This window comes from Rhizobium sp. T1470, assembly GCF_042140505.1.
GTDB classification, from domain to species: Bacteria; Pseudomonadota; Alphaproteobacteria; order Rhizobiales; family Rhizobiaceae; genus Rhizobium; species Rhizobium favelukesii.
In genome coordinates, this window is the sequence record NZ_CP148094.1 from 668,959 (window position 1) to 693,302 (window position 24,344).

The 24,344-nt window shown below is 57.3% G+C and carries 23 protein-coding genes and 4 pseudogenes; 15 read left to right on the plus strand and 12 right to left on the minus strand.

Translation table 11 applies throughout. The annotated features are described in order from the left end of the window. Positions 1-270: 270 nt before the first annotated feature. Positions 271-1,221: pseudogene (locus WGT02_RS37650) on the minus strand (IS630 family transposase). A gap of 301 nt (positions 1,222-1,522) precedes the next feature. Between WGT02_RS37650 and WGT02_RS37655 the strand changes: the two are divergent. Together WGT02_RS37655 and cax are read left to right on the plus strand one after the other, a co-directional pair. After that, a pseudogene (locus WGT02_RS37655) lies at positions 1,523-1,711 on the plus strand (potassium channel family protein); the annotation flags it as partial. Positions 1,712-1,748: 37 nt separating this feature from the next. Then, positions 1,749-2,843 (plus strand): calcium/proton exchanger, encoded by a 1,095-nt coding sequence (gene cax, locus WGT02_RS37660; RefSeq protein ID WP_208245668.1) that lies wholly within the window; start codon positions 1,749-1,751, stop codon positions 2,841-2,843. A gap of 65 nt (positions 2,844-2,908) precedes the next feature. On the opposite strand, the gene WGT02_RS37665 is transcribed toward cax, so the two are convergent. The 4 genes from WGT02_RS37665 to WGT02_RS37680 all read right to left on the minus strand — a co-directional run bounded on the left by WGT02_RS37665 (position 2,909) and on the right by WGT02_RS37680 (position 8,097). After that, positions 2,909-3,892 (minus strand): dienelactone hydrolase family protein, encoded by a 984-nt coding sequence (locus WGT02_RS37665; protein WP_208245563.1) that lies wholly within the window; start codon positions 3,890-3,892, stop codon positions 2,909-2,911. 334 nt (positions 3,893-4,226) lie between these two features. Further along, positions 4,227-5,195, minus strand: coding sequence for a substrate-binding domain-containing protein (locus WGT02_RS37670; protein ID WP_208245562.1), 969 nt, complete (start codon positions 5,193-5,195; stop codon positions 4,227-4,229). Further along, a complete protein-coding gene (locus tag WGT02_RS37675) occupies positions 5,192-6,508 on the minus strand; it encodes an ABC transporter permease (RefSeq protein WP_208245561.1) in 1,317 nt (438 codons plus the stop codon). Before WGT02_RS37675 ends, WGT02_RS37670 begins: the two co-directional genes overlap by 4 nt. Continuing rightward, positions 6,505-8,097, minus strand: a complete 1,593-nt coding sequence (locus WGT02_RS37680; protein WP_208245559.1) for a sugar ABC transporter ATP-binding protein — start codon at positions 8,095-8,097, stop codon at positions 6,505-6,507. Before WGT02_RS37680 ends, WGT02_RS37675 begins: the two co-directional genes overlap by 4 nt. A gap of 219 nt (positions 8,098-8,316) precedes the next feature. Between WGT02_RS37680 and WGT02_RS37685 the strand changes: the two genes are divergently transcribed. Continuing rightward, positions 8,317-9,336 carry a LacI family DNA-binding transcriptional regulator gene (locus tag WGT02_RS37685; protein ID WP_024316515.1) on the plus strand — a complete coding sequence of 340 codons (1,020 nt, stop codon included), beginning with the start codon at positions 8,317-8,319 and terminating at the stop codon, positions 9,334-9,336. A 243-nt stretch (positions 9,337-9,579) separates the two neighbouring features. On the opposite strand, the gene WGT02_RS37690 is transcribed toward WGT02_RS37685, so the two are convergent. Together WGT02_RS37690 and WGT02_RS37695 are read right to left on the minus strand one after the other, a co-directional pair. Next, the gene (locus WGT02_RS37690) at positions 9,580-9,876 is read right to left on the minus strand and encodes an N-acetyltransferase (protein ID WP_331000964.1); all 297 of its coding nucleotides are present in this window, start codon (positions 9,874-9,876) and stop codon (positions 9,580-9,582) included. A 306-nt stretch (positions 9,877-10,182) separates the two neighbouring features. Then, a complete protein-coding gene (locus tag WGT02_RS37695; RefSeq protein WP_208245558.1) occupies positions 10,183-12,120 on the minus strand; it encodes a translation factor GTPase family protein in 1,938 nt (645 codons plus the stop codon). Positions 12,121-12,492: 372 nt separating this feature from the next. On the opposite strand from WGT02_RS37695, the gene WGT02_RS37700 reads away from it, so the two are divergent. From WGT02_RS37700 to WGT02_RS37710, 3 genes are all read left to right on the plus strand, one after another. Continuing rightward, positions 12,493-13,134, plus strand: coding sequence for a metallophosphoesterase family protein (locus WGT02_RS37700; RefSeq protein WP_208245557.1), 642 nt, complete (start codon positions 12,493-12,495; stop codon positions 13,132-13,134). 169 nt (positions 13,135-13,303) lie between these two features. Next, positions 13,304-13,795, plus strand: coding sequence for a BA14K family protein (locus tag WGT02_RS37705; RefSeq protein WP_024316512.1), 492 nt, complete (start codon positions 13,304-13,306; stop codon positions 13,793-13,795). Between the two features lie 151 nt (positions 13,796-13,946). Continuing rightward, a complete protein-coding gene (locus tag WGT02_RS37710; protein ID WP_374046197.1) occupies positions 13,947-14,213 on the plus strand; it encodes a hypothetical protein in 267 nt (88 codons plus the stop codon). 435 nt (positions 14,214-14,648) lie between these two features. Here the strand turns inward: WGT02_RS37710 and WGT02_RS37715 are convergent, their stop codons facing one another. Further along, complete coding sequence (locus tag WGT02_RS37715) at positions 14,649-14,957, minus strand: DUF6766 family protein (RefSeq protein ID WP_225040515.1); 309 nt, start codon at positions 14,955-14,957, stop codon at positions 14,649-14,651. Between the two features lie 391 nt (positions 14,958-15,348). Here WGT02_RS37715 and WGT02_RS37720 point away from each other — a divergent pair, with 391 nt between their 5' ends. The 7 genes and pseudogenes from WGT02_RS37720 to WGT02_RS37750 all read left to right on the plus strand — a co-directional run bounded on the left by WGT02_RS37720 (position 15,349) and on the right by WGT02_RS37750 (position 19,595). Continuing rightward, positions 15,349-15,675, plus strand: coding sequence for a hypothetical protein (locus tag WGT02_RS37720; protein ID WP_208245556.1), 327 nt, complete (start codon positions 15,349-15,351; stop codon positions 15,673-15,675). 3 nt (positions 15,676-15,678) lie between these two features. Beyond that, positions 15,679-16,445 (plus strand): annotated as a pseudogene (locus WGT02_RS37725) (SDR family oxidoreductase). Between the two features lie 597 nt (positions 16,446-17,042). Beyond that, a complete protein-coding gene (locus WGT02_RS37730) occupies positions 17,043-17,354 on the plus strand; it encodes a hypothetical protein (RefSeq protein WP_024316507.1) in 312 nt (103 codons plus the stop codon). Between the two features lie 417 nt (positions 17,355-17,771). Then, positions 17,772-18,152: a nuclear transport factor 2 family protein gene (locus WGT02_RS37735; RefSeq protein ID WP_024316506.1), complete on the plus strand. Its 381-nt coding sequence runs from the start codon at positions 17,772-17,774 to the stop codon at positions 18,150-18,152. A 131-nt stretch (positions 18,153-18,283) separates the two neighbouring features. Next, entirely contained in the window at positions 18,284-18,652 is a 369-nt protein-coding gene (locus tag WGT02_RS37740) for an AbiEi antitoxin N-terminal domain-containing protein (protein ID WP_245272563.1), read from the plus strand. 203 nt (positions 18,653-18,855) lie between these two features. Beyond that, entirely contained in the window at positions 18,856-19,089 is a 234-nt protein-coding gene (locus tag WGT02_RS37745; RefSeq protein WP_225040513.1) for a type IV toxin-antitoxin system AbiEi family antitoxin domain-containing protein, read from the plus strand. Between the two features lie 359 nt (positions 19,090-19,448). Continuing rightward, entirely contained in the window at positions 19,449-19,595 is a 147-nt protein-coding gene (locus WGT02_RS37750; protein ID WP_065814348.1) for a DUF1127 domain-containing protein, read from the plus strand. 217 nt (positions 19,596-19,812) lie between these two features. Here the strand turns inward: WGT02_RS37750 and WGT02_RS37755 are convergent, their stop codons facing one another. The 3 genes from WGT02_RS37755 to WGT02_RS37765 all read right to left on the minus strand — a co-directional run bounded on the left by WGT02_RS37755 (position 19,813) and on the right by WGT02_RS37765 (position 21,105). Next, positions 19,813-20,010 carry an ATP-binding protein gene (locus tag WGT02_RS37755; RefSeq protein ID WP_331000965.1) on the minus strand — a complete coding sequence of 66 codons (198 nt, stop codon included), beginning with the start codon at positions 20,008-20,010 and terminating at the stop codon, positions 19,813-19,815. Positions 20,011-20,372: 362 nt separating this feature from the next. Continuing rightward, positions 20,373-20,774, minus strand: a complete 402-nt coding sequence (locus WGT02_RS37760) for a response regulator transcription factor (RefSeq protein ID WP_225040511.1) — start codon at positions 20,772-20,774, stop codon at positions 20,373-20,375. A 25-nt stretch (positions 20,775-20,799) separates the two neighbouring features. Beyond that, positions 20,800-21,105, minus strand: a complete 306-nt coding sequence (locus WGT02_RS37765; protein ID WP_375679957.1) for an FAD-dependent oxidoreductase — start codon at positions 21,103-21,105, stop codon at positions 20,800-20,802. Positions 21,106-21,197: 92 nt separating this feature from the next. Between WGT02_RS37765 and WGT02_RS37770 the strand changes: the two are divergent. After that, positions 21,198-21,457: pseudogene (locus WGT02_RS37770) on the plus strand (MFS transporter); the annotation flags it as partial. Positions 21,458-21,833: 376 nt separating this feature from the next. On the opposite strand, the gene WGT02_RS37775 reads toward WGT02_RS37770, so the two are convergent. After that, positions 21,834-22,871, minus strand: coding sequence for a LacI family DNA-binding transcriptional regulator (locus WGT02_RS37775; RefSeq protein ID WP_037070569.1), 1,038 nt, complete (start codon positions 22,869-22,871; stop codon positions 21,834-21,836). A 160-nt stretch (positions 22,872-23,031) separates the two neighbouring features. Here WGT02_RS37775 and WGT02_RS37780 point away from each other — a divergent pair, with 160 nt between their 5' ends. Beyond that, positions 23,032-24,309: an amino acid ABC transporter substrate-binding protein gene (locus tag WGT02_RS37780; protein WP_208245555.1), complete on the plus strand. Its 1,278-nt coding sequence runs from the start codon at positions 23,032-23,034 to the stop codon at positions 24,307-24,309. The last annotated feature ends 35 nt before the right edge of the window (positions 24,310-24,344 follow it).

Consider the following 24,344-nt stretch of genomic DNA (forward strand, 5'->3'; position numbering starts at 1 on the left):
ATTTCGGATGAACTTGATTGGCCAAGGCGCATGATGTTCGTGGCTGCTGCGACCGCCGCCGTGTCCGTCAATGCCGCGGAGAAGACGGATGGCTTCGTCGACGTTCGGAAACACTGCGACCTCACATACCTTTGGAGAGACCCGCCCGATCTCAGGGCCTTCAACGAATGCATGAAGCAGGCGCACTATCGGCTCCATTTCTCACCGACATGCCAAATCGGAAGCCGAAGGGCGCAATGCTATGATCTGCGGCCCTAGAGCGCCGTACCTTTAATCGAACCCATAGCCTGCGGCTGTAAAATAGTTTCGACATTCTTGGCTGTTGAAGAGGTTGCAGATGGATCCGAGCGCATTTGAGAGTGCGTCAAACGTGCGAGCGGCGGCGGCTCGGAGATGGGCCTTAATTTTGGCGAAGGCCATTTCGATCGGGTTCAAATCTGGCGAATAAGACGGCAGAAACAGGAGCCACGCACCAACTTCCTTGAGGCAGGCTTTGGCTTTATCGCTCTTGTGAACGCGAAGATTATCCAGGATGACGACATTGCCTGGTTCGAGTGTCGGCGCAAGCTGGGTCTCGATGTAGGTGTCGAAGATTTCCCGGTTCATCGGCCTGTCAATAATCCAGGGCGCAGTAAGACCGAAACAGCGCAAGCCTGCAATGAATGTCTGTGTCCCCCAGTGGCCAAAGGGCGCATCCGTGATGAGACGCTCGCCGCGCGGGGAGCGCCCACGCAGTCTCACCATCTTTGTGTTCACCGAGGTTTCGTCCAAGAAAACAAGTCGATGCGGTTCAAATCGCATCCGGGGTTGGCGTTTCGAAATCCAGACATCACGATCCTTTCGGATATCAGCGCGAGCGCGTTCCGACGCCATTATCTGTTTTTTTATATGTGTATCCCTGCGTTATCAAAAACCGGACGATGGTGGAATAACCAATCCATGTTCATCCTCAAGGCGACGGGCAAGCTCTGGCATGGTGATATCCGGTTTGCCTTCGACCTGTGCGACCAGGAAATCGCGAAACGCCGACAGTTTCCCTGCACCTGGTGGCCTTCCTTGACGCGCGGGGGTTATCAGCCCAGTCCGCTCCCGGCGTTGCAGCAGCTTGATCGCACTGCTGTCGCTGATTGCGAAATGACGGGCAGCGGCTCGCCGTGATTGGCCGCTAGCGACCATGGAAACAACACGCTGACGAAGATCAACAGAATGAGATTTACCCATGTGATTCACCTCCAACCGCAGTGAATCACACCAATACCCTCGTGAAAACCCCACTCGATTCTCAATTCAAGTGCGATGCTCTAGCCAGTGGCATAACCGGCCTGAAAGCCGAAGGACAGAAGTGGTCGGAAAATAGACTTTCCTATCATCAAGGGGGCGTGTGATGGGACTTAGCCAGACCGGACGCGCATTTTTCAGGTCGACGTTTCGTTTGTTGCTTGTGTTGTGGCCGATCCTGTCAGGGATCTTCATGGTTATGGTCGCATGCGAGCTTCCCGCCTGACGAACAGAAGGCTGGTCGTTAACCGACGCCCTCTATTTCACCTTCGTGACTGGCCTTACGATTGGCTACGGGGATATGACGCCGCACCTCTTTTCATCGCGCGTTCTGGCAGTCGTCATCGGCTTTTCCGGCATCGTCATTACCGGGCTTGTCGCGGCAGTTGGCGTGCAGGCACTGCGCGGGGCGGGGATCGATCCCAACTCGTGAACGCGCGTCGGTGCGTCCTTTCATCAAGGAGGCTTCTATGAGCTATGTATGGAATGAAATCCGACAGAACCGGCTCCTATGGCTACTCGTCATGGTGCCTGTCGTGATTGCAGCGCAGAAAATCAGCCCGAGTGCGCACACACCTCTTTTCCTGCTGTCGCTTTTGGCGGTGATCCCTTTGGCTACCTTGCTCAGCAACGCCACGGAATCCGTGGCGGCCAAAACCGGGGATGCCGTTGGCGGGCTTCTCAATGCAACGCTTGGTAACCTCACCGAACTTATCATTGCACTTACCGCGCTACGCCTTGGCCAGTTCACCTTGGTGAAGGCCTCGGTGGCCGGAGCTATCGTCGCCAACACGCTATTCCTCTTGGGGGCGTCGTTCTTGCTTGGCGGATTGAAACACCATGTCCAGGACTACAACCGCGGGAACGCCCGTCTGCAAACCAGCCTGCTGTTTCTGGCGACGGTTGCCTTGATCATCCCTTCGGCCGTCGGCTCGGCCGGTTCTGAGGCCGCGCCGGAATTCCTGCAGCAACTGAGTGTCGGCTTGTCCGTGCTCCTCATCGTAGCCTATGGGCTGGGCCTCCTCTTTTCGCTGAGAACCCACCGCGAACTGTTCGGTGCCACGGAGGAAGTCGCGGAGGAGCACGCCCCTTGGCCCCTAAAGGTGGCCCTCGCCACGCTTGCCGGAGTGACGGTGATGGTGGGGCTCGTCAGTGAAATATTCGTCGAATCCGTCCAGGCGGCTGCCGAGACGTTCGGGATGACCCCGGCATTCGTCGGCTTTATCGTCGTTGCGCTGGTCGGCGGAGCGGCGGAGATGGCCTCCGCCTTTTCGGCGGCCCGCAAAAACAGGCTGGACTTGAGTGTCGGAATAGCTCTCGGCAGCGCCGCGCAGATCGCCCTCTTCGTCGCTCCGGCCCTCGTGCTTCTCAGCTATGTGATCGGCCCCACTCCGATGAATCTGCAATTCTGGCCAGGGGTGGTCGTCATGATAATAATTGCCATGATGACTGCGATCATCGTTACAAATAGCGGCCGATCGACATGGTTTGTCGGCGTGCTAATGCTGATGGTTTACCTCATCCTCGCCATGACGCTGTATTTGTTGCCTCCACATAGCCAGTAGGCCGGAGTTGCCCCTCGCGCCTGCGTGATACTGCGCGCCGTTACCGCCAGGCTCCCGGCGTTTGATCAGTTGGGGCGAAATACTCCCGTCAAAAACCTCTTCACCGTGGCTTGTGCCGCCTCGGTCGCAGCTTTGTCGTAACCCACGGTCGAACCGAGTTCCACACAAGCATCATTGAAGGTGAAGGGCTTGCCAGTCTCGACATTGAGTACCTTGCCGTCTTCCTCGCGGCGCTGACAATTGCGAGACGATTGTGCGCTTTGAATAACGGAAACGAACCGCGCATCCGGGTTATCGAATCCGTGGTGCGCGCCGGGATACTCGGTCATGACAGCGTCCATTCCGGCGGCGTTGAGGCGCGTGATGTAATCAAGGCACGTCGCAGCCAGGGTCGTGTCGTCCGCCGCGCCGTGGAATTCGCGGACTGGTGCGTCGGCAATGTCGAGTTCATCGACGAAGTGAATGTTGCACGCAGGATAGAACGAAAGATGTGCGGCAATGCGCGCCTTTGTCGGCCCATGGAGAGCTTGGAAACGCCGCATGCTGGTATAGAGCGCTGCGGAGCCACCGCGCGAGAAGCCTATCACGGCGATGCGTGATGGATCGATCCGCGGGTGGGCCGCGAGCACGTCGACGGCGCGATAGGTGTCGTAGAATTGTGCGAAAGGGCTCAGCCGCGACTGATCTGTCTCGACCTGGTCTATGCCTCGACCGCCGAAGCTATCAAGGCGGAACGTGGCGATGCCCATTCTGTTGAGAAATTCGGCCCATCGGGATGCCGACCCGCTCTTCACGCCGTTGGAGCCGTGGAGCAGAATGACGGCTGGAAGATGTTCATCCCAACTGGGAAATCGAAGCTCGCCCGTCAACGTCACAGCAACCCCGTTCGCCGTGTCTCCCTCCAGGAACTGCTCGTCCGTCAGGGTGAGCGACGAAACGTTCAACCTCTCGTCTGGCGGAAATTTCGGCCGGACTTCCCCGGCGTGTCCTTGCGATGCGAACAGTGCCAGGATGAACAGAGTGAGGGCGGCTCCGATAAAACGTGCCATGTCAAGCACCTCCGACTTGGCGCCCAACTTAGCACGTTAAGCCGCCAAACCACATGACTCCATCAACTTGAGTCGGACTGATGATACCAGCCAACCAGCAAGCCCTTCTTGTGGCGCAAGAGTCATTCATCCGATGTCTGGTGGCATTTGCTGCCGAACTCCGTTTAATTAATGGTTGGGAAGCCGAATTTGAACAATTCGGAAGAAGCCGAAGGCCCAAAGCAGAGAACACAATGCGTTGAAGGGCCCGTGTGCGTAAATGAGTGACGAGCCCTTCTTCGTTGACCGACGGCACCTGCAGGGTTGGGCGGCAAGCCGCCCGCCCCGGCATTGTTTAAAGCCCGTTGTCCTTCATGATCTGTGCGGCATTGTCCTTGGTGATTTTCATTGTGTCGAGCGTCACCGTCTTCTCGACCTTCTCACCGTTCAGGAACTTTATCGCCTGACGTAGACCTTCGGCACCCGGCGTCGCATAGAGAAAAGTCGCGCCGAGTTCGCCGTTGTTCACCCAGGTCACGCCTTCGCCAGGCAGGCCGTCAATGCCTATGAATTTGATTTCCTTTTCCCGGCCTGCATCCTTAGCGGCAAGATAGGCGCCGTAAGCCATGGGATCGTTGTGCCCATATACCAGATCGATCTTTTCATTATTGCGCAGCGCCGTCGCCATTATATTATAGGCTTGGTCCTGTTTCCAATCGCCCGACTGTTGATCCAACAGGTTCTTGATGCCAGGCTCCTTGTCCGTGAACTCATGGAAACCGTCATGGCGGTCATGCGCCGGCTGTGTTCCCATCCCTCCCCAGATTTCCACGACGTTGCCCTGCGCTTTGCCTTTCCCACCCAGCAACTCGACGGCGTATTCCCCCGCCGCGCGGCCGATCAGTTTGTTATCCCCGCCGACGAACTGATTGTATTTGTCCGTGTCGACATTGCGGTCGAGGACGAACACGGGAATTTTTGCATCGATCGCCTGCTGGACGACGCCCGTCAGTCCCGCAGATTCCTTTGGCGAGACGAGCAACGCGTCCACTTCCTGACGGATCAGGTTTTCGACATCGGCCACTTGCTTCTCGGTCTTGTCTTCGCCATCGGTGATAATCAGCTCGACTTCAGGGTGTTTGGCAGCTTCGGCGACGATGTCCTTGTTGAACTGCGCACGCCAGGGCTCGATCGTGGTCGCTTGAGAGAAGCCGATGCGCCACTTCTTGTCTTGGGCAAGGGCATCTCGCGAGGGAAGCATGGCAGTCGTTGCGGCAAGCGCTGCGGCAAGGACGGCCAGTCTCATGATGTCGCGACGTTTCATTTTTCGTTTCCTCCCAATGTTAGAGACACAGTGTCTCTCGACGCCCGCTCCTCTGCGGACGCGTCCCTTTGCGCCGGACGGCGGCTCGAAAGCCGCAGACGGGCGAGAATATCGCCGACATTCCGCTCCTGGACGAGCACAGTGCCGATAATGATGACGCCCTTCAGCACCAGCTGAAGATTGGAATTGATGTTGTGGAGTTGCAGGATGTTCGACAGAAGTCCGAAGATCAGCACACCGCAAAAAGTGCCCGCGAGGCTGCCCCTGCCGCCCATGAGGCTGGTGCCGCCGATGACGACGGCGGCGATTGCATCTAGCTCGAGCCCCGCACCGGCATCCGGCTTTCCCTGCCGATATTGTGCCACGTAGAGCACTGCTGCGACGCCGGCGAGCAGGCCCGAAATTGCATAGGCGACGATCTTCACTCGACCCGCATTGATGCCGGAAAGTCTTGCCGCTTCTTCGTTGCCGCCGATTGCATAGACGTAGCGGCCAAAAGGGGTCAGCCGCAGAACGGCGCCATAAACGATGATCGCGACAATGAAAAATATGCCGGGCATCGGCACAATGCCGAACACAAGCTGCCTCAGCATATCGAATTCCGCAGCCGCATTCGATCCCGTGTAAACCGGGAGAACGGCGTTGTTCTGTCCGGCGGTCAGCCGCGCGACGCCGAGCGCCGATACCATCATTGCCAGCGTAACGATAAAGGGCTGGAGGCGGCCCGCGACGATAACGACACCGTTGATCGCGCCGAAGAGAAGGCCGACGGCGGGTGCGACCAGCAAAACGCCGAGAACACCAAATTTCGTCTGTATCTGCGGCAAGAGGAATGTGAGTAGCAGCCCACAAAGAAGGAGGCCGGCAGCGGCAGGCAGGACCGTGCCGCGCATGCGATCCAGCCGGATCTCTCGATTGCTGATGCCTTCTTTCCGCAACTTTGCCAGGTTTACGAAGATGAACCGAACGACGACTGCGCCGACCAGCAATGCCGCAAGCCCGACGGCAGGCAAGCCTAGGAACACGGCAGGCGTCACGCCGGACACGGTCAGCAGCATAGCGCAGACCACGCTGCAGATGGCCATCAGCGATCCGACCGAAAGGTCGATGCCGCCGGTGATGATGACAGCAGTCATGCCGGTCGCAATCAGCCCGGTCGTCGATACCTGCCGCAAAACGTCGAGAAGATTGCCCGAAGACAGGAAAATGTTCTTTCCCGAAGAGGTCACCGGCGACCAGAGGACTCCGATCAGAAAGATGGCAATTAGGCCCCAATAGAGTTTGGTTCGGGAGATCAGCTTCAGGACGGTCATGCCGCTGGCCTTCCGTGTCTTGCGCTGCGCGGCGCGGCAAGCTGCATTATCCGCTCCTCGCTTGCGTCCGCACGTGTGAGGAGTCCTGTCCGACGGCCCTCGGCCATCACCAGGATACGGTCAGCAAGATGCAAAAGCTCCGGCATTTCCGAACTGACGACGACGATGGCAAGGCCCTCTGCTGCGAGCTTGAAGATGAGATCGTAGATTTCGCGTTTCGCCCCGACGTCAATCCCGCGCGTCGGCTCGTCGAGAAGCAGGATACGGGGCCTGGTGGCCAGCCACTTTGCGATTACCACCTTCTGCTGGTTTCCGCCGGACAGCGTAGCGGCCAGCTGTTTGATCCCACCGCAACGCACGCCGAGCGTTTCGACAGCTCTGCGAGCCAGCGCAGCTTCCGCGTTGAACGCGCGAATGCCGAAGCGTGCGATCCGGCCCACCAGAGGCAGCGCGACATTGTCTGCTATCGAATCGCGAAGATGCAGCCCTTGGGTCTTGCGGTCCTCGGTCACGAGCGCCATACCGAGCCGGCGCGCATCAAGCGGGGAACGAATGTCGACGAGCCTTCCGTCTATCCGGATTTCACCGCCGCGACGCCCGTCGCTGGACCCGAAGATCGTCTCAAGGATTTCGGTTCGGCCGGCACCGAGCAGCCCACCGATGCCGAGAATCTCTCCCGGGCTTACCTCGAAGCTCACGCCCTTCAGTACGTTGCGCCACCCGTGTCGCTCAGCGACGGAAAGAGACAGTCCATCAACGGAAAGAACGGGGAACTCGCCGGGGCGGTGATCACCACGCGTCGCTTCCAGCAGATTGCGGCCGACCATCGCAGCGATGACGGTGTCTTCGTCCAGCTCGCCGATCGATTTGGTCCAGACATGGCGGCCGTCGCGAAATACCGTGACGCGGTCGCTAAGATGCATGACTTCGTCGATCCGATGAGAAATATATACGATTCCAACGCCGCCGGCGGCAAGCTGCCGCATGATCTTAAATAGCCGCTCGCATTCGCCAGGCGAAAGCGCCGATGTTGGCTCATCCATGATAAGGATGCGAGCTTCGATCGAAAGCGCCTTGGCGATCTCGACCAGTTGCTGTTCGCCCACCCGCAAAGACGAGACCCGCCGTTCCGGGTCGAGCTCTATGCCGAGGCGCCGCAGCAGAAGCCGTGCTGCCTCCAGGCTTGCCTTGCGGTCCACGAACAGGCCGGCGATCAGCCGCTCCCTACCGAGAAAGATATTGTCAGCGACGCTAAGGTCGGGAACGAGATTCAGTTCCTGATGGATGATCGCGATGCCGGCGGCTTCCGCGTCCCTAACACTTGTGAACCGGACAGGGGCATCGTTGATACAAACAATACCGTCGTAGTCTTGATAGACGCCCGAAAGGATCTTCATCAGCGTCGACTTGCCGGCGCCATTTTCGCCCATCAGCGCGTGAATCTCGCCGAGTCTGAGTTCGAAACGGACGTCCTTGAGGGCGCTGATGGCACCGAAGGTCTTGGAAATGGATTCCGCCGTCAGCACCGCGGGTTGGGCTGCGGCGCTGACATCATCCGAAAACAATGGCTTCGAACTATCATCGCGCATGACGTTGGCAGCCTCCCTGCGCCTACATCCGACGATTTATTCTGATCGAAACCGATCTTATTCGAAACGTTTAGATTATGTCAATAAGCCGAAAATGCTGTCTTCCGTGCCAATATTGCGCAATTTTGCTTCGTGAAATACACTCCATCGAGCCACATCTTGAAACGTTTCGGTGAAGAAATGCAGCAGCGGCGCAACAGCACCAGAAAATCGCCGACCATGTTGGATGTTGCGCAGTCGGCTAAAGTTTCGGTCGCGACGGTCTCGGCTGTCGTCAACGGGTCGACGCCCGTAAGCCCTGAGCTTCGCAGCCGCATCGAGACGGCAATCCAGGAGATCGGTTACAAGCGCAACACCATCGCCCGCAGCCTCAAGATTGGAACGACACGGACCATCGGACTGATGGTCGCCGATATCACCAACCCCTTCTTCACCGATGTCGTCGCTGTCATCCAGGATGTCCTGCACCGCGCCGGATACGCGGTAATGCTTTGTTGCAACGACGAGGATATCAACCTTCAGGACGAGCAGATCGAGCTGCTTCTCGACCGTATGGTCGATGGACTGATCATCGCGCCGGCGGGCGAGGATGCTCATCTGAAGCGGATCCTTGCCGCCGCCAGCGTGCCAACCGTTCTGATCGATCGGCTCTGCGACGGGATCGAGACCGATGCGGTCATTCTCGACAACTGGCGCGCCGTTCTGGACGCCACTTCCTACATGCTGAAACTTGGGCATCGCCGTATCGGTTATATCTCGGGATCTCTGGAGACATCCACTGGGCGCGAACGCCTTGCTGGTTACCGCGCCGCGCTCGACGCAGCGGCTCTGCCCTTCGATGAGAAACTTGTGCAAATAGGCAATTTTCGAGAGAAGGATGCCTATAAGGCGGCGATGCAACTTCTCACCAGTGCCGATCGTCCGAGCGCTATCTTTTCGGCAAACAACTTGATGGTCATCGGTGTGATGAAAGCCATTCGCGACATTGGGCTCAAGTGCCCGGACGACATCTCCGTCGTCAGTTTCGACGACTTTCCTTGGGCCGACGTTTTCCAGCCTCATCTGACAACGATCGCTCAACCGGTGCAGACCATCGGTGAACAGGCGGCACAACTGATCATCGACCGGCTCTCGGGAAAAGGAACGGAACCGCCACGTCGCCTCATGCTTCAGGGGCGGTTGATAATCCGCGATTCCTGCCGGCCGTTTCCGCTGATTGCGCCTCACGCCACGACCTGATCCTCGGATCGAGATTGCTTACTGAACAGAGCGCGTGCGATAAGAAGGGCGAAATCGAGTACCAACAGCAATACGATGGCAGCCGAAGCACTGGTCATTCAACTCCAAAGATGATGGACCTCAGCGACCCATGAGAGAGTGGACAGCGATCATCGCTGTCGCAGATGTCGCCAGCGACAGCTTCTGGACCGAGCGGTCAAATGATAACTTCGCAGTCAGGAGTTGGCTCTGTTCAGCAGACCATCAGACGACCGGCTTCGGAATTGAATGTAAGCCCGAGCGTTCGGCAACTTTGTCACAAAGCGCAATCGCTGCTGCGTTGTCCTCTTGCGTTTGCCAGTAAACACGCGACGATCCAGCAACCGCCGCCTCTGCACACACATGAGAGATCAGCGCTCGACCAATGCCCCCGCGCATCGTCGGTGCGACAAAAAGGTCCTGTAGATAACAGGCGTCGTTGAGGCTCCAGGTCGAAGGGTGGAAGACGTAGTGCACAGAGCCCACCGCCTCAGCGTCCACAACCGGCAGTGCACCGTGCACCCGTTCGCCTTCGTCTAATAGGCGGGACTACGTTCCATCATGGATAGCGATATCAAGAACGCTGTCGTCGAACCCAAGATATTGCGTCCATAGCGCACGCCATTGTGCTTCGTCGTCGCTTCGTAACTGGTGGATCATTGTGCTCCTCACTCCCGCAACACAGCAGATACCTTGCGAGGAACCTTGCAAGCTGTGCGCATTTCAAATCGCCAAGTCCGCAGATCGCGCATTTTGGGTGCTGTCGACCTTCGCAGACTTGAACGATATCGTTGCGACCAGTAGAGCCCCGCCGCAACGTTTGAAGCCTCATCGCGTCCTCTGTAGGTAGTCAGCCCGATCAAACGGGTCGGCACCCGAACGTGGCCGCGAAGCCGTTGAGCCAGATTTTCGAGCATAGTGATCAAAGGAACTCTCCAGCACGCCCGCGCCGCTCGACAGTCCCGCCAACTGTCGTTGAACGGTCTGAACCATCGCGGATGTTATCGTTCCCTCCAACCGGGCTATGCCGCCGCTGATCAGCTGTCCTTTGGGGGACGCGCCACATTGTGCAAGCAGCGTGAGAGTGGCAGTTAATGCTGCCGCCGGTACCTCGAGAAGGAAACGATCAACCGGCTCGCACACGACTGTATGCGCAGATGATAGAGCGGTCGCCAGTACCAATGGCGTCAGCTTTCGAAAGTCGGCGGCGGTGCTGGAAGGGGAAGAATGCCGCGCGGCTGTCATGGCCACATGGCAATCGATTACCTGCCAACCGTAGATGCCCGCTTTGAGCGTCTCGAAAACGGTTTCTTCGACCGCTCGGTAGAAACTCACCGGCATTTGCCCGACATCCACTTCCAGCGCGAAACTATTGCCCGCATCTTCCGGCCGCGGATCGACACGCAACCCAATCGTCGCAAGAAATGGGTTTGGCTCCTTAAATATAATCTCAAGCCCGCTCCCGGTGCCGACAAGCCTTTCGGCGCAGATAGTCATGCTTTCCTCAAACGTGACGTCGAGGGCGAAGTCGTTTTGCAATGTGGCCTGGATAATCTCCTTTTGCACCTCGCCGTAGAGCGAGACGAACATCTCGCTGGTGTCGCCATTTATGCGCAGATTGATAAGCGGGTCTTGCTCTGAGAGTTGCTGAAGCGCCAACCAAAGTGCTGAAATGTCAGATGGCCGCCGCGGACGAACGCGGGTCTCAAGAGTAGGTGGCGCGAAATGAAAGCCGACGGTTGTGTTCCTACCGGCTCCCACCTCATTGCCAATGCGGGCATTGGCAAGCCCGCCGATCTTGGCGATCTGTCCAGCACTGACCTGATTGACCTTCTCCAGCCGACCCTCGCTGAAGACTTGCATGGTTGCCACCTTGGCCGCGCCGGCCGGCAGTTCGAGATAGTCGCGCATCGCGACCCTACCAGAGGTCAGGTTGAGATATGCGAGTTTTTCTCCGCCCCATCCGCGTTCGATCTTGAAGATTTTTCCTTCGACCGGTCCTAGAGGGTCAGGATTTCGGCCTGGCAGCAGGGTTTCGATCGCTGCAATCAGGTCCGCAATACCGATGCCGGTCATCGCGGTTCCGCAAAATGCCGGATGCAAAAGACACTTCGCAACCTGGTCCGCAAGAGCTGCTCTGAGCCTCTCGATAGTCAGACTTTCGGGGGCCAAAATGAAATCACTGAGAAGAGTTTCGTCCTCGACAGCAAGGGCATCGCAGAAAGCAGAGAAATGAGGCTCCTGCATCATATCGACACCCTCCACCTTCGCGTGTCGGCCACCGGCATTCGTGACGGCTGACATTGCGACGGGTCGAACCGACAATTGGCTGGCGATATCCCCTACGATTTCTGAATAACGCGCCCCGAGGCGGTCGATCTTATTGATGAAGAAAACGAACGGAACACCGAGACGCCGCAACGCCCGAACCAGGACTCTCGTCTGGGCCTGAACGCCCTCCACTGCCGAGACAACAACCACGGCAGCATCGAGTAATTGAAGTATCCGCTCGACCTCGGCGATGAAATCCGGATGTCCGGGCGTGTCGATGAGATTTACAACGAGGTCGCCGAGCGTGAAGGAAACCACAGCGGCCGCAATCGTGATGCCACGCTGTCGCTCGAGTTCAAGGCTGTCTGTCTGCGTGCTACCGGTATCGACGCTGCCGAGCTTGTCGATTGTGCCGGTGTCAAAAAGGAGTCGTTCCGTAAGGCTCGTTTTGCCTGCATCCACATGGGCGAGGATGCCCAGATTTAATGTGCGCATGTCTCATCAGCTTCTCAAAATTTCGGACTTGAGTTTTTTGAGAAGTGACTCGGCGCATTGGGACCTCCAGGTCGGCTACTGTCGGATACCGCGAACCTCGCCTTCCAAGGAGCGCTCGTCAGTTGTAAACATGGAGCACCGGAACCGTCAAGCGCCACCAGCAGTACCGAATTAATGATCACGCTCACGTGTTTTCCCGACCGAGCTCGAAGCACTGAGGGCTGTCACAACCCATCTCCTCGTATATTGCAACGGGCATCTCGTTCGCGACGGTGAGACGGTCCACGCGGAGTCCAACGCAGACGCACTATTTCCGTCCCGGCGACCGATCGTTCGAAAGGGCAAAGTCATTCAGATAGAAAGGGTTGGAGCATGAGATTCACGTTTGCTATCGGCGACATACACGGATGCCTCACGCAACTGGAGGCGATGCTTCGCTGGATCGAACCCTATGGGCGCGGGACTGTCATTTTCCTCGGGGATTATGTCGACCGGGGACCTAATAGCCGGGGCGTTGTCGAGAGACTGATTGCCGGCCCTAAGTCGCCGGAGTGGAAATGGATTGCACTTAAGGGCAACCACGAAGACATGATGGTGGGTGCGATGGAGGGCCGCTACGAAGAGTCCTGGTGGCTTGCAAGCGGTGGCATCGAGACGATCCAGTCCTACGGCGGGCTCATTCCTCAGGCTCATTTAGATTGGGCCGATAGGCTGCCGCTCATCCACTCGGATCAGTACCGCATGTTCGTACATGCCGGGGTTAAAGACGGTGTCTATCTGGAGGATCAGACACCCCACGATCTGATGTGGACACGGTTCACTCCCTCCGACTCCAACGAATTCTGGGGCAAGCACCTCGTTCATGGCCATACCCCCTCAGCCCACAATCCCCGAACGATCGGCAATAGAACCAACGTCGACAGCGCATGTGTCTTCGATGGAAGGCTCTCATGTGCAGTCTTCGACGATGATGTCCCGGGAGCTCCGATTGAGTTCATTGAGGTGAAGACTTGAACTAATCTCGGCCGTTCCTTGCGCCATCTACAAGACTGCCCGTCAGTGCGGCGTGCGCCGCGGAACTGTATAGCTGCTGCGGGGCCGTTCACATTGGCGTGACCCATGGTTGACTGTGGCACAAAAAACCGTTTCGGCCGTTTTCTTGTCAACGCAGATGGTGAATACAATGAGGAAGCTCGCAGTCCTAAGCCTGTCTCTGTTGGCTGCATTTTCGACCGTGATGCCAGCGCAGGCTTTCCCATCCCTCAACGGGCCGACGTTTCAAGCTTCGGACCCACAGTTTATTCAATATCGCAGGCACTTCCCCCGCGCATACGGCCGACATTACGGTGGCTCATGGGGCGGTTATGGAAACTACGGCCGCAGCTACCACGGCGGCTATCGGCCCTATGGTGGCTACCGGTATGGACGCTATGGCGGCTATGGCCGCGGCAACTACTATGGTGGTTACAACGATTTCGGCCTGCTGTTCGGCGGACTGGCGACAGGCGCGATTATTGGCGGCATGCTGGCTCAGCCGAGGTATTATGCTTCGCCCAGTTATTCTGGCTACTCGCATGTTGACTGGTGTTATTCTCGATATCGATCCTATCGGGCATATGACAACACGTTTCAGCCTTACTACGGCCCCCGGCGCCAGTGCATCGGTCCTTACTAGAATCCGTTCCCTGACGCCCACCGCGCCGAGGACAGCGGTCAACTGGAAGGGCAGCCCGGCACCAACGAATGATGGGCGAGTGACGCCTATCCTTCAAACCGTGGAACCTTGGCAGAGAACCGCTGTTTGATGTCCTCGCATGGAGCATCGAATGCGAATTATCCCAATGATTGAAAGCGCAACGGTCGCAATTGCTTTGGCAGCTTGTACCACCTCAACGGCGCAGATCCAGCCGCTTCCAGGAAGCCTGACATACGGCGGCAGGGTAGTTCATTCTCCCTATAGGCCAGGAACTGTCATCAAAAACACATTCCTCGGGAAGTTCGGCTACCGCATTAACGAGCGCTATGTCGTCCAGCCAGACGGGACGCTAAAACTCACATATCAAAACTGGGGGCAAGACTATTGGATCGAATGAAGGTCCTCGGTCAGCCCGTCGCCGGTTTGTCACCCAGTCGGCAGGCTTCTCATTTTCAACCGGCCGGAAGCAGGCGGTTAAGGTCCCAAATACGATAAAAACGAGAGTGGCCTTTGTCGGCGTGCGATAGAAACCTGTTGCGCGCCGGCGGGGGCGCACAGAGCGTGCTTTTCGAGGACATCAGGCCCCGTCGCAAAGTGGTTGAGTGCGCACCAGACGATCTGGAAGATCCGTCATGGCGGCGATGAGCTTCTTGTGCCCCCCGGGGCCAGGTTCGGCGCGTGAGAAAAGGGCAGCGCTTTCACGATCGCAAAACGGCGGTGCGGAGGCAAGTTGAATGGCTTCTTCTTTCAGGTGCGATGGGCATGCGGCCGGGCATGGCCGTGAACGCGCAGATAGCGTTCGTCAAGTTCGGCAACAATTTCAGCCCCTCTCTCACCGGCGTTTATTTTTGAGCAACTCGTCGATCTTTGCCTCGAGTCTATCGTCATTCTCTTTAGAGGAGGGGGAGCCGACATAGAGAAAATAAGCAAGTCCCATCACTTGCCACATCAACTGTAGAAATTCCGATTGCCAATTTTCAAAAGTGTCGCGAGCGAGTTCTGATTGCATATTCAGAAAATTGCGGAGCTTGCGCGTGTTGCATCGTCTCATCAACATACGCGAACCAACCGAAAATCGAGTGTCCCAGGATTGAGACGAGAAAGAAAATAGCTGTAATCCATCGTAAGCATAGCGTTTCATAATGATGTCTCCGACTGACGCATGCGCGTTTTCGACGGTGGCGAATAAATGGCGCGAGCCACTTACCTAAAACGTGATCGGCTGCTTTGAGTTCATTGCAAGGAAGCGGAGGCTCGACGTCAATCGCAAGCCTGATGGCCAACGTTATGTCCGTAGGGCCTACGGCTTGGAAAATGAGCACTGTTTACAGGTGTCCGACACGATCGCTGAACCTCGCAACGAGAACACCGCTCGCCGGCTGTGAAAGCGGCCATTGTCGACGAAGGCGTGCCGAAACAATATGGCCGAAACGGTATAGTTCCTGATCGGCTTTTTAAATTTCGCCGCGCTGGAAGGCCATCCGGAACAACCGGCCTTCTCCCGCATTGTTTCGCGACAGAGGAGAACTCCCATGCAACCTGTCGACGCCCACGTGGGCAATCTGAACGATGGTATCCTCACCGTTGAATTCCAGGGGAAGCGTTGTGATGGCGTTTCCGTTGGGATGGCGACCGAAGGTGGCGACGCTGTCCCGCGGGCAAAGAAGCTAATAGTCCAACTCGCTGTGTTCGGAACCGGGAATGACATCGATCTGTGGGACGAGGGGGACGACGGGAACGAGCAGGGCTGGCTGCAGGACGAACAGCCTTTTCTCGTCGATGTCGGCGAAGACCTCGAGGAAAGTTGTGGGGCAAGCGATCCCGTCTCCCTCATAAACCCCACCGGATCGCGGGACTGACGGATGGCACGGCCAGTCGCGTTCGTCACCGGTGCGAGCTCCGGGATAGGTCTCGAAACCTCAAAAATTCTTGCGTCGTCGGGTTACGATCTCGCGCTCTTCGATCTTAATGACGAACCACTGGAAAACCTGGCTCGAACACTCCGACAACAGGGTGGCAAGGTAGTACCGGTGGACGGAGACGTCGCCTCTGAAGTAGATATGGACCGCGCCATAACGGCCATTAGGAGCGATTTCGGTCGGCTCGACGCTGTGGTCGCCAATGCCGGCATCAACGGCGTCTGGGCGCCAATCGACGATCTCACACCGGAGGAATGGGACGCCACCATCCGCGTCAAACCTACCTGACGCTGAACAGGACGGTACCGCTGATGAAGGACCGTGGACGAGGATCGATTGTGGTCGTTGCCTCGATCAATGGCGTGAGAACCTTCACCAATCCGGGAGCTACGGCGTACAGTGCGACGAAGGCGGCACAGGTTGCGATGACACAGCAGCTCGCGCTCGAGCTCGGCCGCCATGGCATCCGCATTAACGTGGTCTGTCCTGGAGCGATCGAGACCAATATCGAGGCGTCGACCGAAATTCGTCATCGCGAGGAGGCGGAGGTCCCAGTGATTTGGCCGGAGGGAAGCGTGCCCATCACTGGTGGTGATCCTGGTCGGGCTAACGACGTCGGCAAGATCATTATGTTCCTATTGAGCGATGCAGCGCGACACATTACCGGCTCGCCTGTCTTCGTCGACGGCGGACAAGGACTTCTCAGCTGAGAGATGCAAGATAGTTTTCCTGGGGGCCCGCACCGATCTGCCAAACAAGCGGTTTTGACCGGGGTGAAATCTCAACGCGAGGAACAGGAATAGCTGAGTTTTGCAGTTCATTAGCACAACGACGCCGATCCTTCGCCAACTCGACGCCTCCGCAATGCCGACCCCGTCGTCGTGGTCGACCATATAGTCTCGTGGAAAGATTGCACAGACGGTTCTTGCGGAAGACGGGTTGTCAAGCCAAGATTTCAAGCAATCCGAGATCCGGAACAAATTCGCAGAGGTCGTACACCGACTGCGACAGTACGCGCTTGCGCGTCGGGTCCTAAACCGAATGACCGAATGACCGTCACCAACTCATGGCAAGCGTATCGTAAATCGCTCATATTTTTACGTGGCATGTTTCCCGCTTATGTAGAGCTCGCAGCTGAGTTGGAAGTCATCGTCTTTCCGCCCCTTATCTCAGGTCGCGTCGGTTGCCATGCATAGCTGCCATTCGGCATTTGCGTTTGGCCTCCAACCGATATCCGAATAATACTCCGCAAAGAGGATCGAGCCGATCCTCCGTGTGGTGCCCTGTTGGTCTTAAATGGAGACGTGATGCAAAACCTGGCAATTGCGGACAACCATATGGAGTCCGTAGAGAGTGGCAGCAAAACCATTGCTGTTCGGGTCGGTTACTGCTCAATCAAACCAGGGCCGCTTGAGATCAAATCTGCCAGTGGTTTCTGGGGAGCATCGAAGGTGCATGTCATTGCAGTCGAACGGAAATCCATATCGGGGCTGAGCTCGGACGAACTTGTCCAGAGCGGGTTTCTCAGCGTCGACGCAATGGTTGAAAATCTTCGTCCGGCACATCCCTGCATATCGACAGAATCCGAAGTTACCGTCATCAGTTGGGAGTCTGCATAAAGGCGTATGGCTGAGGAGGCTTGGTGCCTGGTCGTCGTCAAATTCAAGTCTGCTAGACTGGCCGCTTTGATGCCGTCTGGTACCCAAGGAGCTGTTTGTTGCCGCAGTCTTTGCTTGAAGCCTCATTCGGTCGCCTGTAGCATCGACTGCTCGTAAGAGGAAACGATCCGAGAGATGAACTCGAAATCGTTCAGCCTTTGATGGTGCTCGGATCCCACGAGGGTGACGGTCCAGTATCCGCGCATTGTGGGGTGCTCCCGACAGGCGTACCTTTAAACGAGATCGCAGTTAACGGCACGGTGAGGCGACACATGACTGGCGCGGTCGGCAATATGTCACCACGTTTGAGAAAACCATTTCCAACACGTTGAACTCAGGGCTTCCGAATGTAGCCGGAAGCGTAGATGGGAGTTTGAGATGGATGACCGAACCGTGCGCATGGCGCTGGAGCGCCATTGGGATGCCTCGGATGCGGGCGATTTCAAGGTTGAGCATGACATCTACGGCGAGGATGCCGTGCTTTATTACCCGCAATCGGGCGAGCGGATTCGCGGACGGCACAACATTCAAGAGAGCCGGTTCGTACAGCCGAACAAGAAGCATTTTACGGTCCGGCGAATTATCGGCGGCGGCGATCTCTGGGTCACCGAATTCGTACTTACCTATGACGGCATACCAACTTATGCGGTCAGCATCATGGAATTCCGCGAGGGACTGGTGGTCAACGAAACCCAATATTTCGCCGCTCATTTTGACCCTGCACCGTCGCGTGCGCATCTCGTTGAGCGAGTGGGATGAAATCACGTAATCATAGATGCACAGCAACCCGATCGCCGTTGATCCAGATGAGATTCAGGGGTGGGATATAGAAATTACGGAAAATCCTAGCGGTTTGGAAATGTCGTGTTTTATAGCCCTATGGACGACTTATGGGAAAGCTAAACCACCTGCAGCGCGAACTCCCGCAAGGGCTGGTCGTGGACGCCGCCTGGCTGAGCGACCACGGCTACTCTCCACAGCTTTGCCGGAAATGCGTCATGAACGGGTGGCTGGAGCGCGTGGCTCACGGCGTGTACCGAAGGACCGGTGGCAAACTCCTCTGGGAACATCGTCATATCGCTGCAAACCCTGCTGCTACGGCAACCCTTCCTCGTGGGTGGCCGCACAGCGCTGTCCCTTCACGGATTCTCACACTATCTCAGGCGGGAAGAAAAGCAGATACATCACTATGGTCCCGAGCCGGCGCCCTCATGGCTGAACAAGCTCCCTCTGGAAGCCAGGTTCGTTTATCACAATAGCGACGCGCTGTTTCGCAATGAGCCGACAACGTTCGGCACGACCAGTCTGGCCTGGAACGTGAAAGACAAAAGTCAAATCAACGCGGACCCTATCGTCGGCGCGGCTCCTTCAACGTGATGCCCTGGGGACAACGGGAATGGCCGCTCACCCTCTCGGGCGCCCGAGCGCGCCGTCCTCGAAATGCTGGGCGAACTGCCTAACCATGAGAGCTTCGATCAGGCTGACAAAATCCATCGAGGGCCTTACAACCTTGAGCCCGCGGCGGCTTCAGAAGCGACTGGTTGACTGCAAAAGCATCAAGGTCAAACGGCTGTTTTTTCTTCGCGGACCGCCATCAGCTTCCCTGGCGAAAGCAATTGAACAAAGACGCGATCGATCTCGGGACAGGCAAGCCGCATGCTTGTGCGAGGCGGACGTCTGGACCCGACGTATCTGATCCGTTCCGGAGGATATGTATGCCGCTCAGATGCCTCGCAAGATATGGGTCGCGGTCAGCGCCAGGGGTTAGGCGCCGTCGCCGTCATACCCGCCGATCCGCATCGTCGAGCAGTGGCAAGGACGAGTCATTTCCCGTCGTTGCTAGCACGAAGCTCGTGGTTCAGCAGTTGTGGCCGTCACTCGCAATGAGCGGACGGACCGATTGTGACCAGGTCACGCTATGCGCCTGTCGCAAGGGTGGCGTGAAGCCTTGATGCTGTTCGCCAATCAGGGATGCGCCTATATGACAGTCATCGAAGCAAACAAGGCGCCAAGGTTTGGCAGCTCTGCTTCGAAAGCCCAGGAAAGGGGATTATCATGAACGTAGCACGCTCTTTCAACAATTGGCGCAAATACCGTCAGACGGTCTCCGAACTCGGCCGCATGAGCTCGCGCGAGCTCTTCGATCTTGGCATCGAACGCGCGGACATCCGCAGTGTCGCCCGGGCAGCGATTGCTCGCTAAGGCGAGCGCCAAAGTTTCGACGTGTCGAGCGTCTGCCAGCCCTCTGACAGACGCTCTTTTTTGGTAGAGTTACTTTCGAAGGTGTCGGGAAATTCTGCCGAGCCACCGCCAAGCCCATTGCTCGCATGTTGCCCACCGTTGGCACTGAGCGCTCTGCTTCCCCCGCTGAGGCCGGATCTGCCGGATTTCACACTCTGAGCGCCGGCTGTCTTTTCGTTTACGCGGTGGGTTCATGACTGGCGTCCGATTCGATCGGCAATGTGAAGATAAACACAGCACCCTGCGGTTCATTCTTTTCCGCCCATATCCTTCCTTCGTGAGATTCGACAATTGAACGACAAATTGGCGAGCCCCATGCCCATTCCGTGCCCTTTCGTCGTAAAGAATGGTTCGAATATCCTGTCAGGGATTTCAACGCCCCGTCGGTGGACGCGCACCTTCACGACTTTGTCACTCACCATGATGTCCATGGCGTTGCGAATGAGGTTGATCAGAACCCTGCTGGATCTGTACGCGATCGAACCTAACTGGCGGCATGTCGCTCGCAACCTCAACATCCATGTACACAAGATGTCTTGACGGATCTTCGGCCACGAGGTCACGTCTCACGCTGACGACGCTGACGACGCTGACGACGCTGACGACGCTGACGACGCTGACGACGCTGACGACGCTGACGAGCGCCGCGAGATTTCTCGTCTTTTCGGAATGCCTGAACAGCGCTTTGAGCTTTATTGCCGCTCCCCTCCTGTGTGAACGGGATAAGCCATTAATCAATCAAAGCAGAAGCCTGAAGCATCGGATGGCGTCTTCCATCCGATACGGTTTTTTTAAGAAACGGCAACGCTCGGGCAGGGAAGATTGTCGGAGTTCCACCACGGCAGAGGTCATAACGATTGCCAACTTTGGCCAATCACGATGGATGCGAACAGCTAGGCCTAGTCCGTCGATTTTTCCGGTCATATTAATCGAGGTGAACACCAAACCAATGTCGTGGTCCCCTTGCAATATGCGCAAAGCATCATCGCCATTCGAGGCGTCGGCAACGTAAAACCCGGCCGCTGTGATCGCGTTGACGGCGGCATCTCGCGTCTGTGCGCTTTCCTCGACGATGAGTATCGTTGGCAGCGGCAAAGCAAGTTCCCCTATCAAGTGCACCTCTATCTGCGTAATCACCACTATGAAACACGTATGCTGCGGCGCATCAATACCGACCTGACTTATGCTGCTCGTCGGGATCGTCAGTGCCGAACGGCCGAGCCTCCTCCGCGTAGACTTTCGAATGGGCCGGCTTCAGTGCTATTATTGCCTGCCCTGCTGCACGAACGCCGCTTTGATAAGCGCCGTAGGCAGTTGAAAAATCGGTGGCACTCGTCGCTTCGCCAGCGAAGAATAGCCGATTGTCGAATGGCTTCGCCAGTTGACGGCGGGCTGGCCTGGCCTGGCAGTGCATGGCTGTAAGCTCCGCCGATCGTGGCGACCTGCGCCCAGCCGGAAGCAACGAGCGCATGAAGACTCCGCCGAACGGCCGCTCCAAAGAGATTGACGAGTTGTTCAATAGCGCGCGCAAAGGCTGCGTTAGTCCCCTCCGCGGCGGCTGCACGTGCGCCCGCCCGCCTGTCCAGCGCGCGCCGTAGGGACGGCGCTTATGGCTGGGGCGTCACCGAAATGCCGCCGATCCCGGCAAAATGGTGGAATGGTTCATGGTCGAATCCTGGGCCGAGCATCTGCGCCAGCACAAGCGCGTGTCGAAGGCGGACGCCGACATCCAGGAAGAGGTAAGGCGATTCCATCAAGGGCCGGAGCCCCCGGTTGTCCGCCACTTGCTGTCAATCAACCGTCCTGCCCAGGGCATCGCCTGACTAAAGTGTCTGGCCTGACTGATCGAATGACCGGGGTTAAAGAGGTCCCCACCTTTTTTAAAAAGATCGCTCGGAGAGCATTGGTCTTAGCGACAACCCGAACTGCGGGCCTCGACCATCGCCCCTCAATTCGCCTTCGCCTTGCTGTCGCTGTGAAAACGCCGCAGTAGCCTTTTCACCGGACACCTTTATCGGCTTTCCTCGCAAACAAGTGCCCGCTTTTGTCGTGGCGCTGCGGTAAGTGAGACGCGTCGATGGGATTCGTATGCGCGGCATAGGTCCGAACTTTCTTCAGGACGAAAGGAGCGCGAATTGCTCGGCTTAAGGGGCATAGCGTGGCTGCGGCTAAATGGCGTGAAAGATCTGCGGAGCCAGGTTAGGCTCCGTTGGCGGTACGGGCGGTGCTGTCCCGGACGATGAGTTCTACAGGCAGGACCGTTGCCACCGGAATCATCGCCTTGTCATCGGAATTCAGGAGCCGCAGGAGAATATTGGCTGCCGCTTTTCCCGCGCCGAATTGCTGAATACGGATCGTGGTAAGCTTGGGCTGAATGAGGTTCAGAAAGGGCATGTCATTGAAACCGGTAACTGAAATCTGCTCTGGGCAGGCAATATTTCGTTCCCTCATTGCCTCAATGGCTCCCAGAGCCAATCGGTCGTTGGCGCAAAGCACGGCCGTAAACGGTCTACCCGTGGTCAGCAATGTCGCAAGGCATCGTGCGCCTTCCGCCTCGTCGAACCGCGCAGCAACGGCGATCAAATCATCCGCGACGTTGATGTTCATGTCCTCTGCCGCCCTGCGGAAGGCTGTCAAACGAAGTTGGCCCGTCGACAGATCCTGCGGGCCGGCGATATGGGCAATGCGCGTATGACCAAGGCTCCGCAGATGTCGCAGCATCTGACAAATGCCGGAATCCTCATCGTTGACGACCGAAGGAATGGGCGAGCCATCGACCTTTCTGTTTAGCGTGACAACGGGCAATCCGTCTTGAGCAGCCTTTGCGATCGCCGGGTCACTTCGGAGTACCGCGGCATGGATGATCCCGTCCACGCCGCGGTCGCGCAATACGTCGATCAGCCGCTCTTCCCGTTCGGCGTCGCTATCCGTATTGACGATGATGGAGGCGTAGCCAAACGGCTCGAGAACACATTCGATTCCGCGAAGGATCGGCGGAAAAATGACGTTGGTGATATCAGGGATCATGACCCCGACGGTCATTGTCCTGTTGGTGCGAAGACCAGCGGCAATTCTGTTCGGACGATAGCCGAGCGTGTTCGCCGCCGCCTGGATGCGATTGGCGACTTCCTCGGTGATGTTCTTGCGTTCGACAGGATCGAGCGCGCGTGAGACGGTCGAGACATGAACTCCTGTCTCGCGCGCTATGTCCTTCAATGTAATTCGTTTTTTTAGCATATACATGCTCCAGAAGCACGATCTAGCATATCGATTGCATACAGTCAGCGGCTGCCTTGGAAGACGGAGGAGTTTCCAGATGGCATCGGTGGGCGGAATTTCGGCATTTTGTGCAATCGATTGCACGTAGATTTCGTGGTGGAACGGTGGAGGAGCATCGATGAGGCTTTCAGGACTTTTTGCGGCAACGGTCGCCTTTGCGCTAATCGGAGCGAACGCGCACGCGGGGAATATCAAGATCGGTGCGTCGTTGCCGATTACTGGCAGCCTGTCGGTCAGTGGCGAAAAGCACAAGCGCGGATATGAACTCTGCACGAAGCTGATTAACGACGCCGGCGGCATTCTCGGGCGGCAAGTCGATCTCGTCGTCAGCGACAATCGTTCGGATCCGGCAACCGCGATCAATCAGTACGAGCGCTTCATCAACGTCGACAAGGTGGATGCGGTTTACGGCACCTTTTCAAGCCGCCTCACTTATCCGGTGGCAAGCATTCTGTCCAAATACAACATGGTCCACCCGGTTCCATCAGGCGGCGCACTGCGCATCTACGAGCAGGGCTACAAGAACCTCTTCTACTTCCAGGTCGGCGCGGCAGAATATACCGGCAAGGATGTGGTCAATGTCATCAAGGATCTGATCCCGGCAGGGCAGGGACCGAAGACCGCCGCGATCGTGCATGCCGACGACTTCTTCGCCAACGCCATCGCTTCAGGCTTACTTGGCGAAAAGGTCGTCGATGCGGCAACCAACAAGCAGATCGCCGACCTTGCGCCTGGTTTCCTGAAAGACGCCGGCATCGACGTGGTCATGCAGGAGAAATGGCCCGACGACGGCTTCAATGACTGGCTGAACCTTGCCAACTCGATTAAGCGTTCGGGTGCCGAGTTGATCATCGGCCTGACGGCATCGGAAGAGGAAGCCGTCCAGCTGACCCGGGCACTCAAAACGGTCGGTGCCAAGCCGAAGTTTGTCTACCTGAGCCAGGGCGCACAGCACGAGTTCATCGACGGCGTAGGTGCAAGCGCAGCCGAAGGCGTGATGGTTCATGCCAACTGGCACAAGGACGCGCCTTTCGAAAGCACGCTCGCGCGCAAGCCGTTTACCAATGCCGACTTCGTCAAGGCCTTCAAGGCAGCCTACGGCGTCGATCCGGATGAGGACAGCGCCATCCCGTTTGCTGTCTGCCAGGGCATCGAACAGGCGATCGCCGGAGCGGGCTCGACCGACAACGCCAAGATGGGCGAATGGCTCCGCCAACGTACTAAGGACAATCCAGTGCGCACTGTACTCGGCCGCTTCTCATGGGACGATCGGGGCCTTGCCAAGGACAAGTCCTACATCATGACGCAATGGCAAGGGGGCGAGTTGAAGTTCGTCTATCCGAAGGATGAGTTCAAGGGCGTTTCGCCGCTCAGCTACCCCAAGGCAGGTTTCTGACGAAACCGTCAGCGGGGCTGCCACAGGTCGCCCCG

Bases quoted from the DNA above. Each gene is read 5' to 3' on its own strand.
- cax (WP_208245668.1), top strand. From the start codon at position 1,749: ATGAGCTATGTATGGAATGAAATCCGACAGAACCGGCTCCTATGGCTA.
- WGT02_RS37665 (WP_208245563.1), bottom strand. From the start codon at position 3,892: ATGGCACGTTTTATCGGAGCCGCCCTCACTCTGTTCATCCTGGCACTG.
- WGT02_RS37670 (WP_208245562.1), bottom strand. From the start codon at position 5,195: ATGAAACGTCGCGACATCATGAGACTGGCCGTCCTTGCCGCAGCGCTT.
- WGT02_RS37675 (WP_208245561.1), bottom strand. From the start codon at position 6,508: ATGACCGTCCTGAAGCTGATCTCCCGAACCAAACTCTATTGGGGCCTA.
- WGT02_RS37680 (WP_208245559.1), bottom strand. From the start codon at position 8,097: ATGCGCGATGATAGTTCGAAGCCATTGTTTTCGGATGATGTCAGCGCC.
- WGT02_RS37685 (WP_024316515.1), top strand. From the start codon at position 8,317: ATGTTGGATGTTGCGCAGTCGGCTAAAGTTTCGGTCGCGACGGTCTCG.
- WGT02_RS37695 (WP_208245558.1), bottom strand. From the start codon at position 12,120: ATGCGCACATTAAATCTGGGCATCCTCGCCCATGTGGATGCAGGCAAA.
- WGT02_RS37700 (WP_208245557.1), top strand. From the start codon at position 12,493: ATGAGATTCACGTTTGCTATCGGCGACATACACGGATGCCTCACGCAA.
- WGT02_RS37705 (WP_024316512.1), top strand. From the start codon at position 13,304: ATGAGGAAGCTCGCAGTCCTAAGCCTGTCTCTGTTGGCTGCATTTTCG.
- WGT02_RS37710 (WP_374046197.1), top strand. From the start codon at position 13,947: ATGCGAATTATCCCAATGATTGAAAGCGCAACGGTCGCAATTGCTTTG.
- WGT02_RS37715 (WP_225040515.1), bottom strand. From the start codon at position 14,957: ATGAAACGCTATGCTTACGATGGATTACAGCTATTTTCTTTCTCGTCT.
- WGT02_RS37720 (WP_208245556.1), top strand. From the start codon at position 15,349: ATGCAACCTGTCGACGCCCACGTGGGCAATCTGAACGATGGTATCCTC.
- WGT02_RS37730 (WP_024316507.1), top strand. From the start codon at position 17,043: ATGCAAAACCTGGCAATTGCGGACAACCATATGGAGTCCGTAGAGAGT.
- WGT02_RS37735 (WP_024316506.1), top strand. From the start codon at position 17,772: ATGGATGACCGAACCGTGCGCATGGCGCTGGAGCGCCATTGGGATGCC.
- WGT02_RS37740 (WP_245272563.1), top strand. From the start codon at position 18,284: ATGGGAAAGCTAAACCACCTGCAGCGCGAACTCCCGCAAGGGCTGGTC.
- WGT02_RS37745 (WP_225040513.1), top strand. From the start codon at position 18,856: ATGAGAGCTTCGATCAGGCTGACAAAATCCATCGAGGGCCTTACAACC.
- WGT02_RS37750 (WP_065814348.1), top strand. From the start codon at position 19,449: ATGAACGTAGCACGCTCTTTCAACAATTGGCGCAAATACCGTCAGACG.
- WGT02_RS37765 (WP_375679957.1), bottom strand. From the start codon at position 21,105: ATGCGCTCGTTGCTTCCGGCTGGGCGCAGGTCGCCACGATCGGCGGAG.
- WGT02_RS37775 (WP_037070569.1), bottom strand. From the start codon at position 22,871: ATGCTAAAAAAACGAATTACATTGAAGGACATAGCGCGCGAGACAGGA.
- WGT02_RS37780 (WP_208245555.1), top strand. From the start codon at position 23,032: ATGAGGCTTTCAGGACTTTTTGCGGCAACGGTCGCCTTTGCGCTAATC.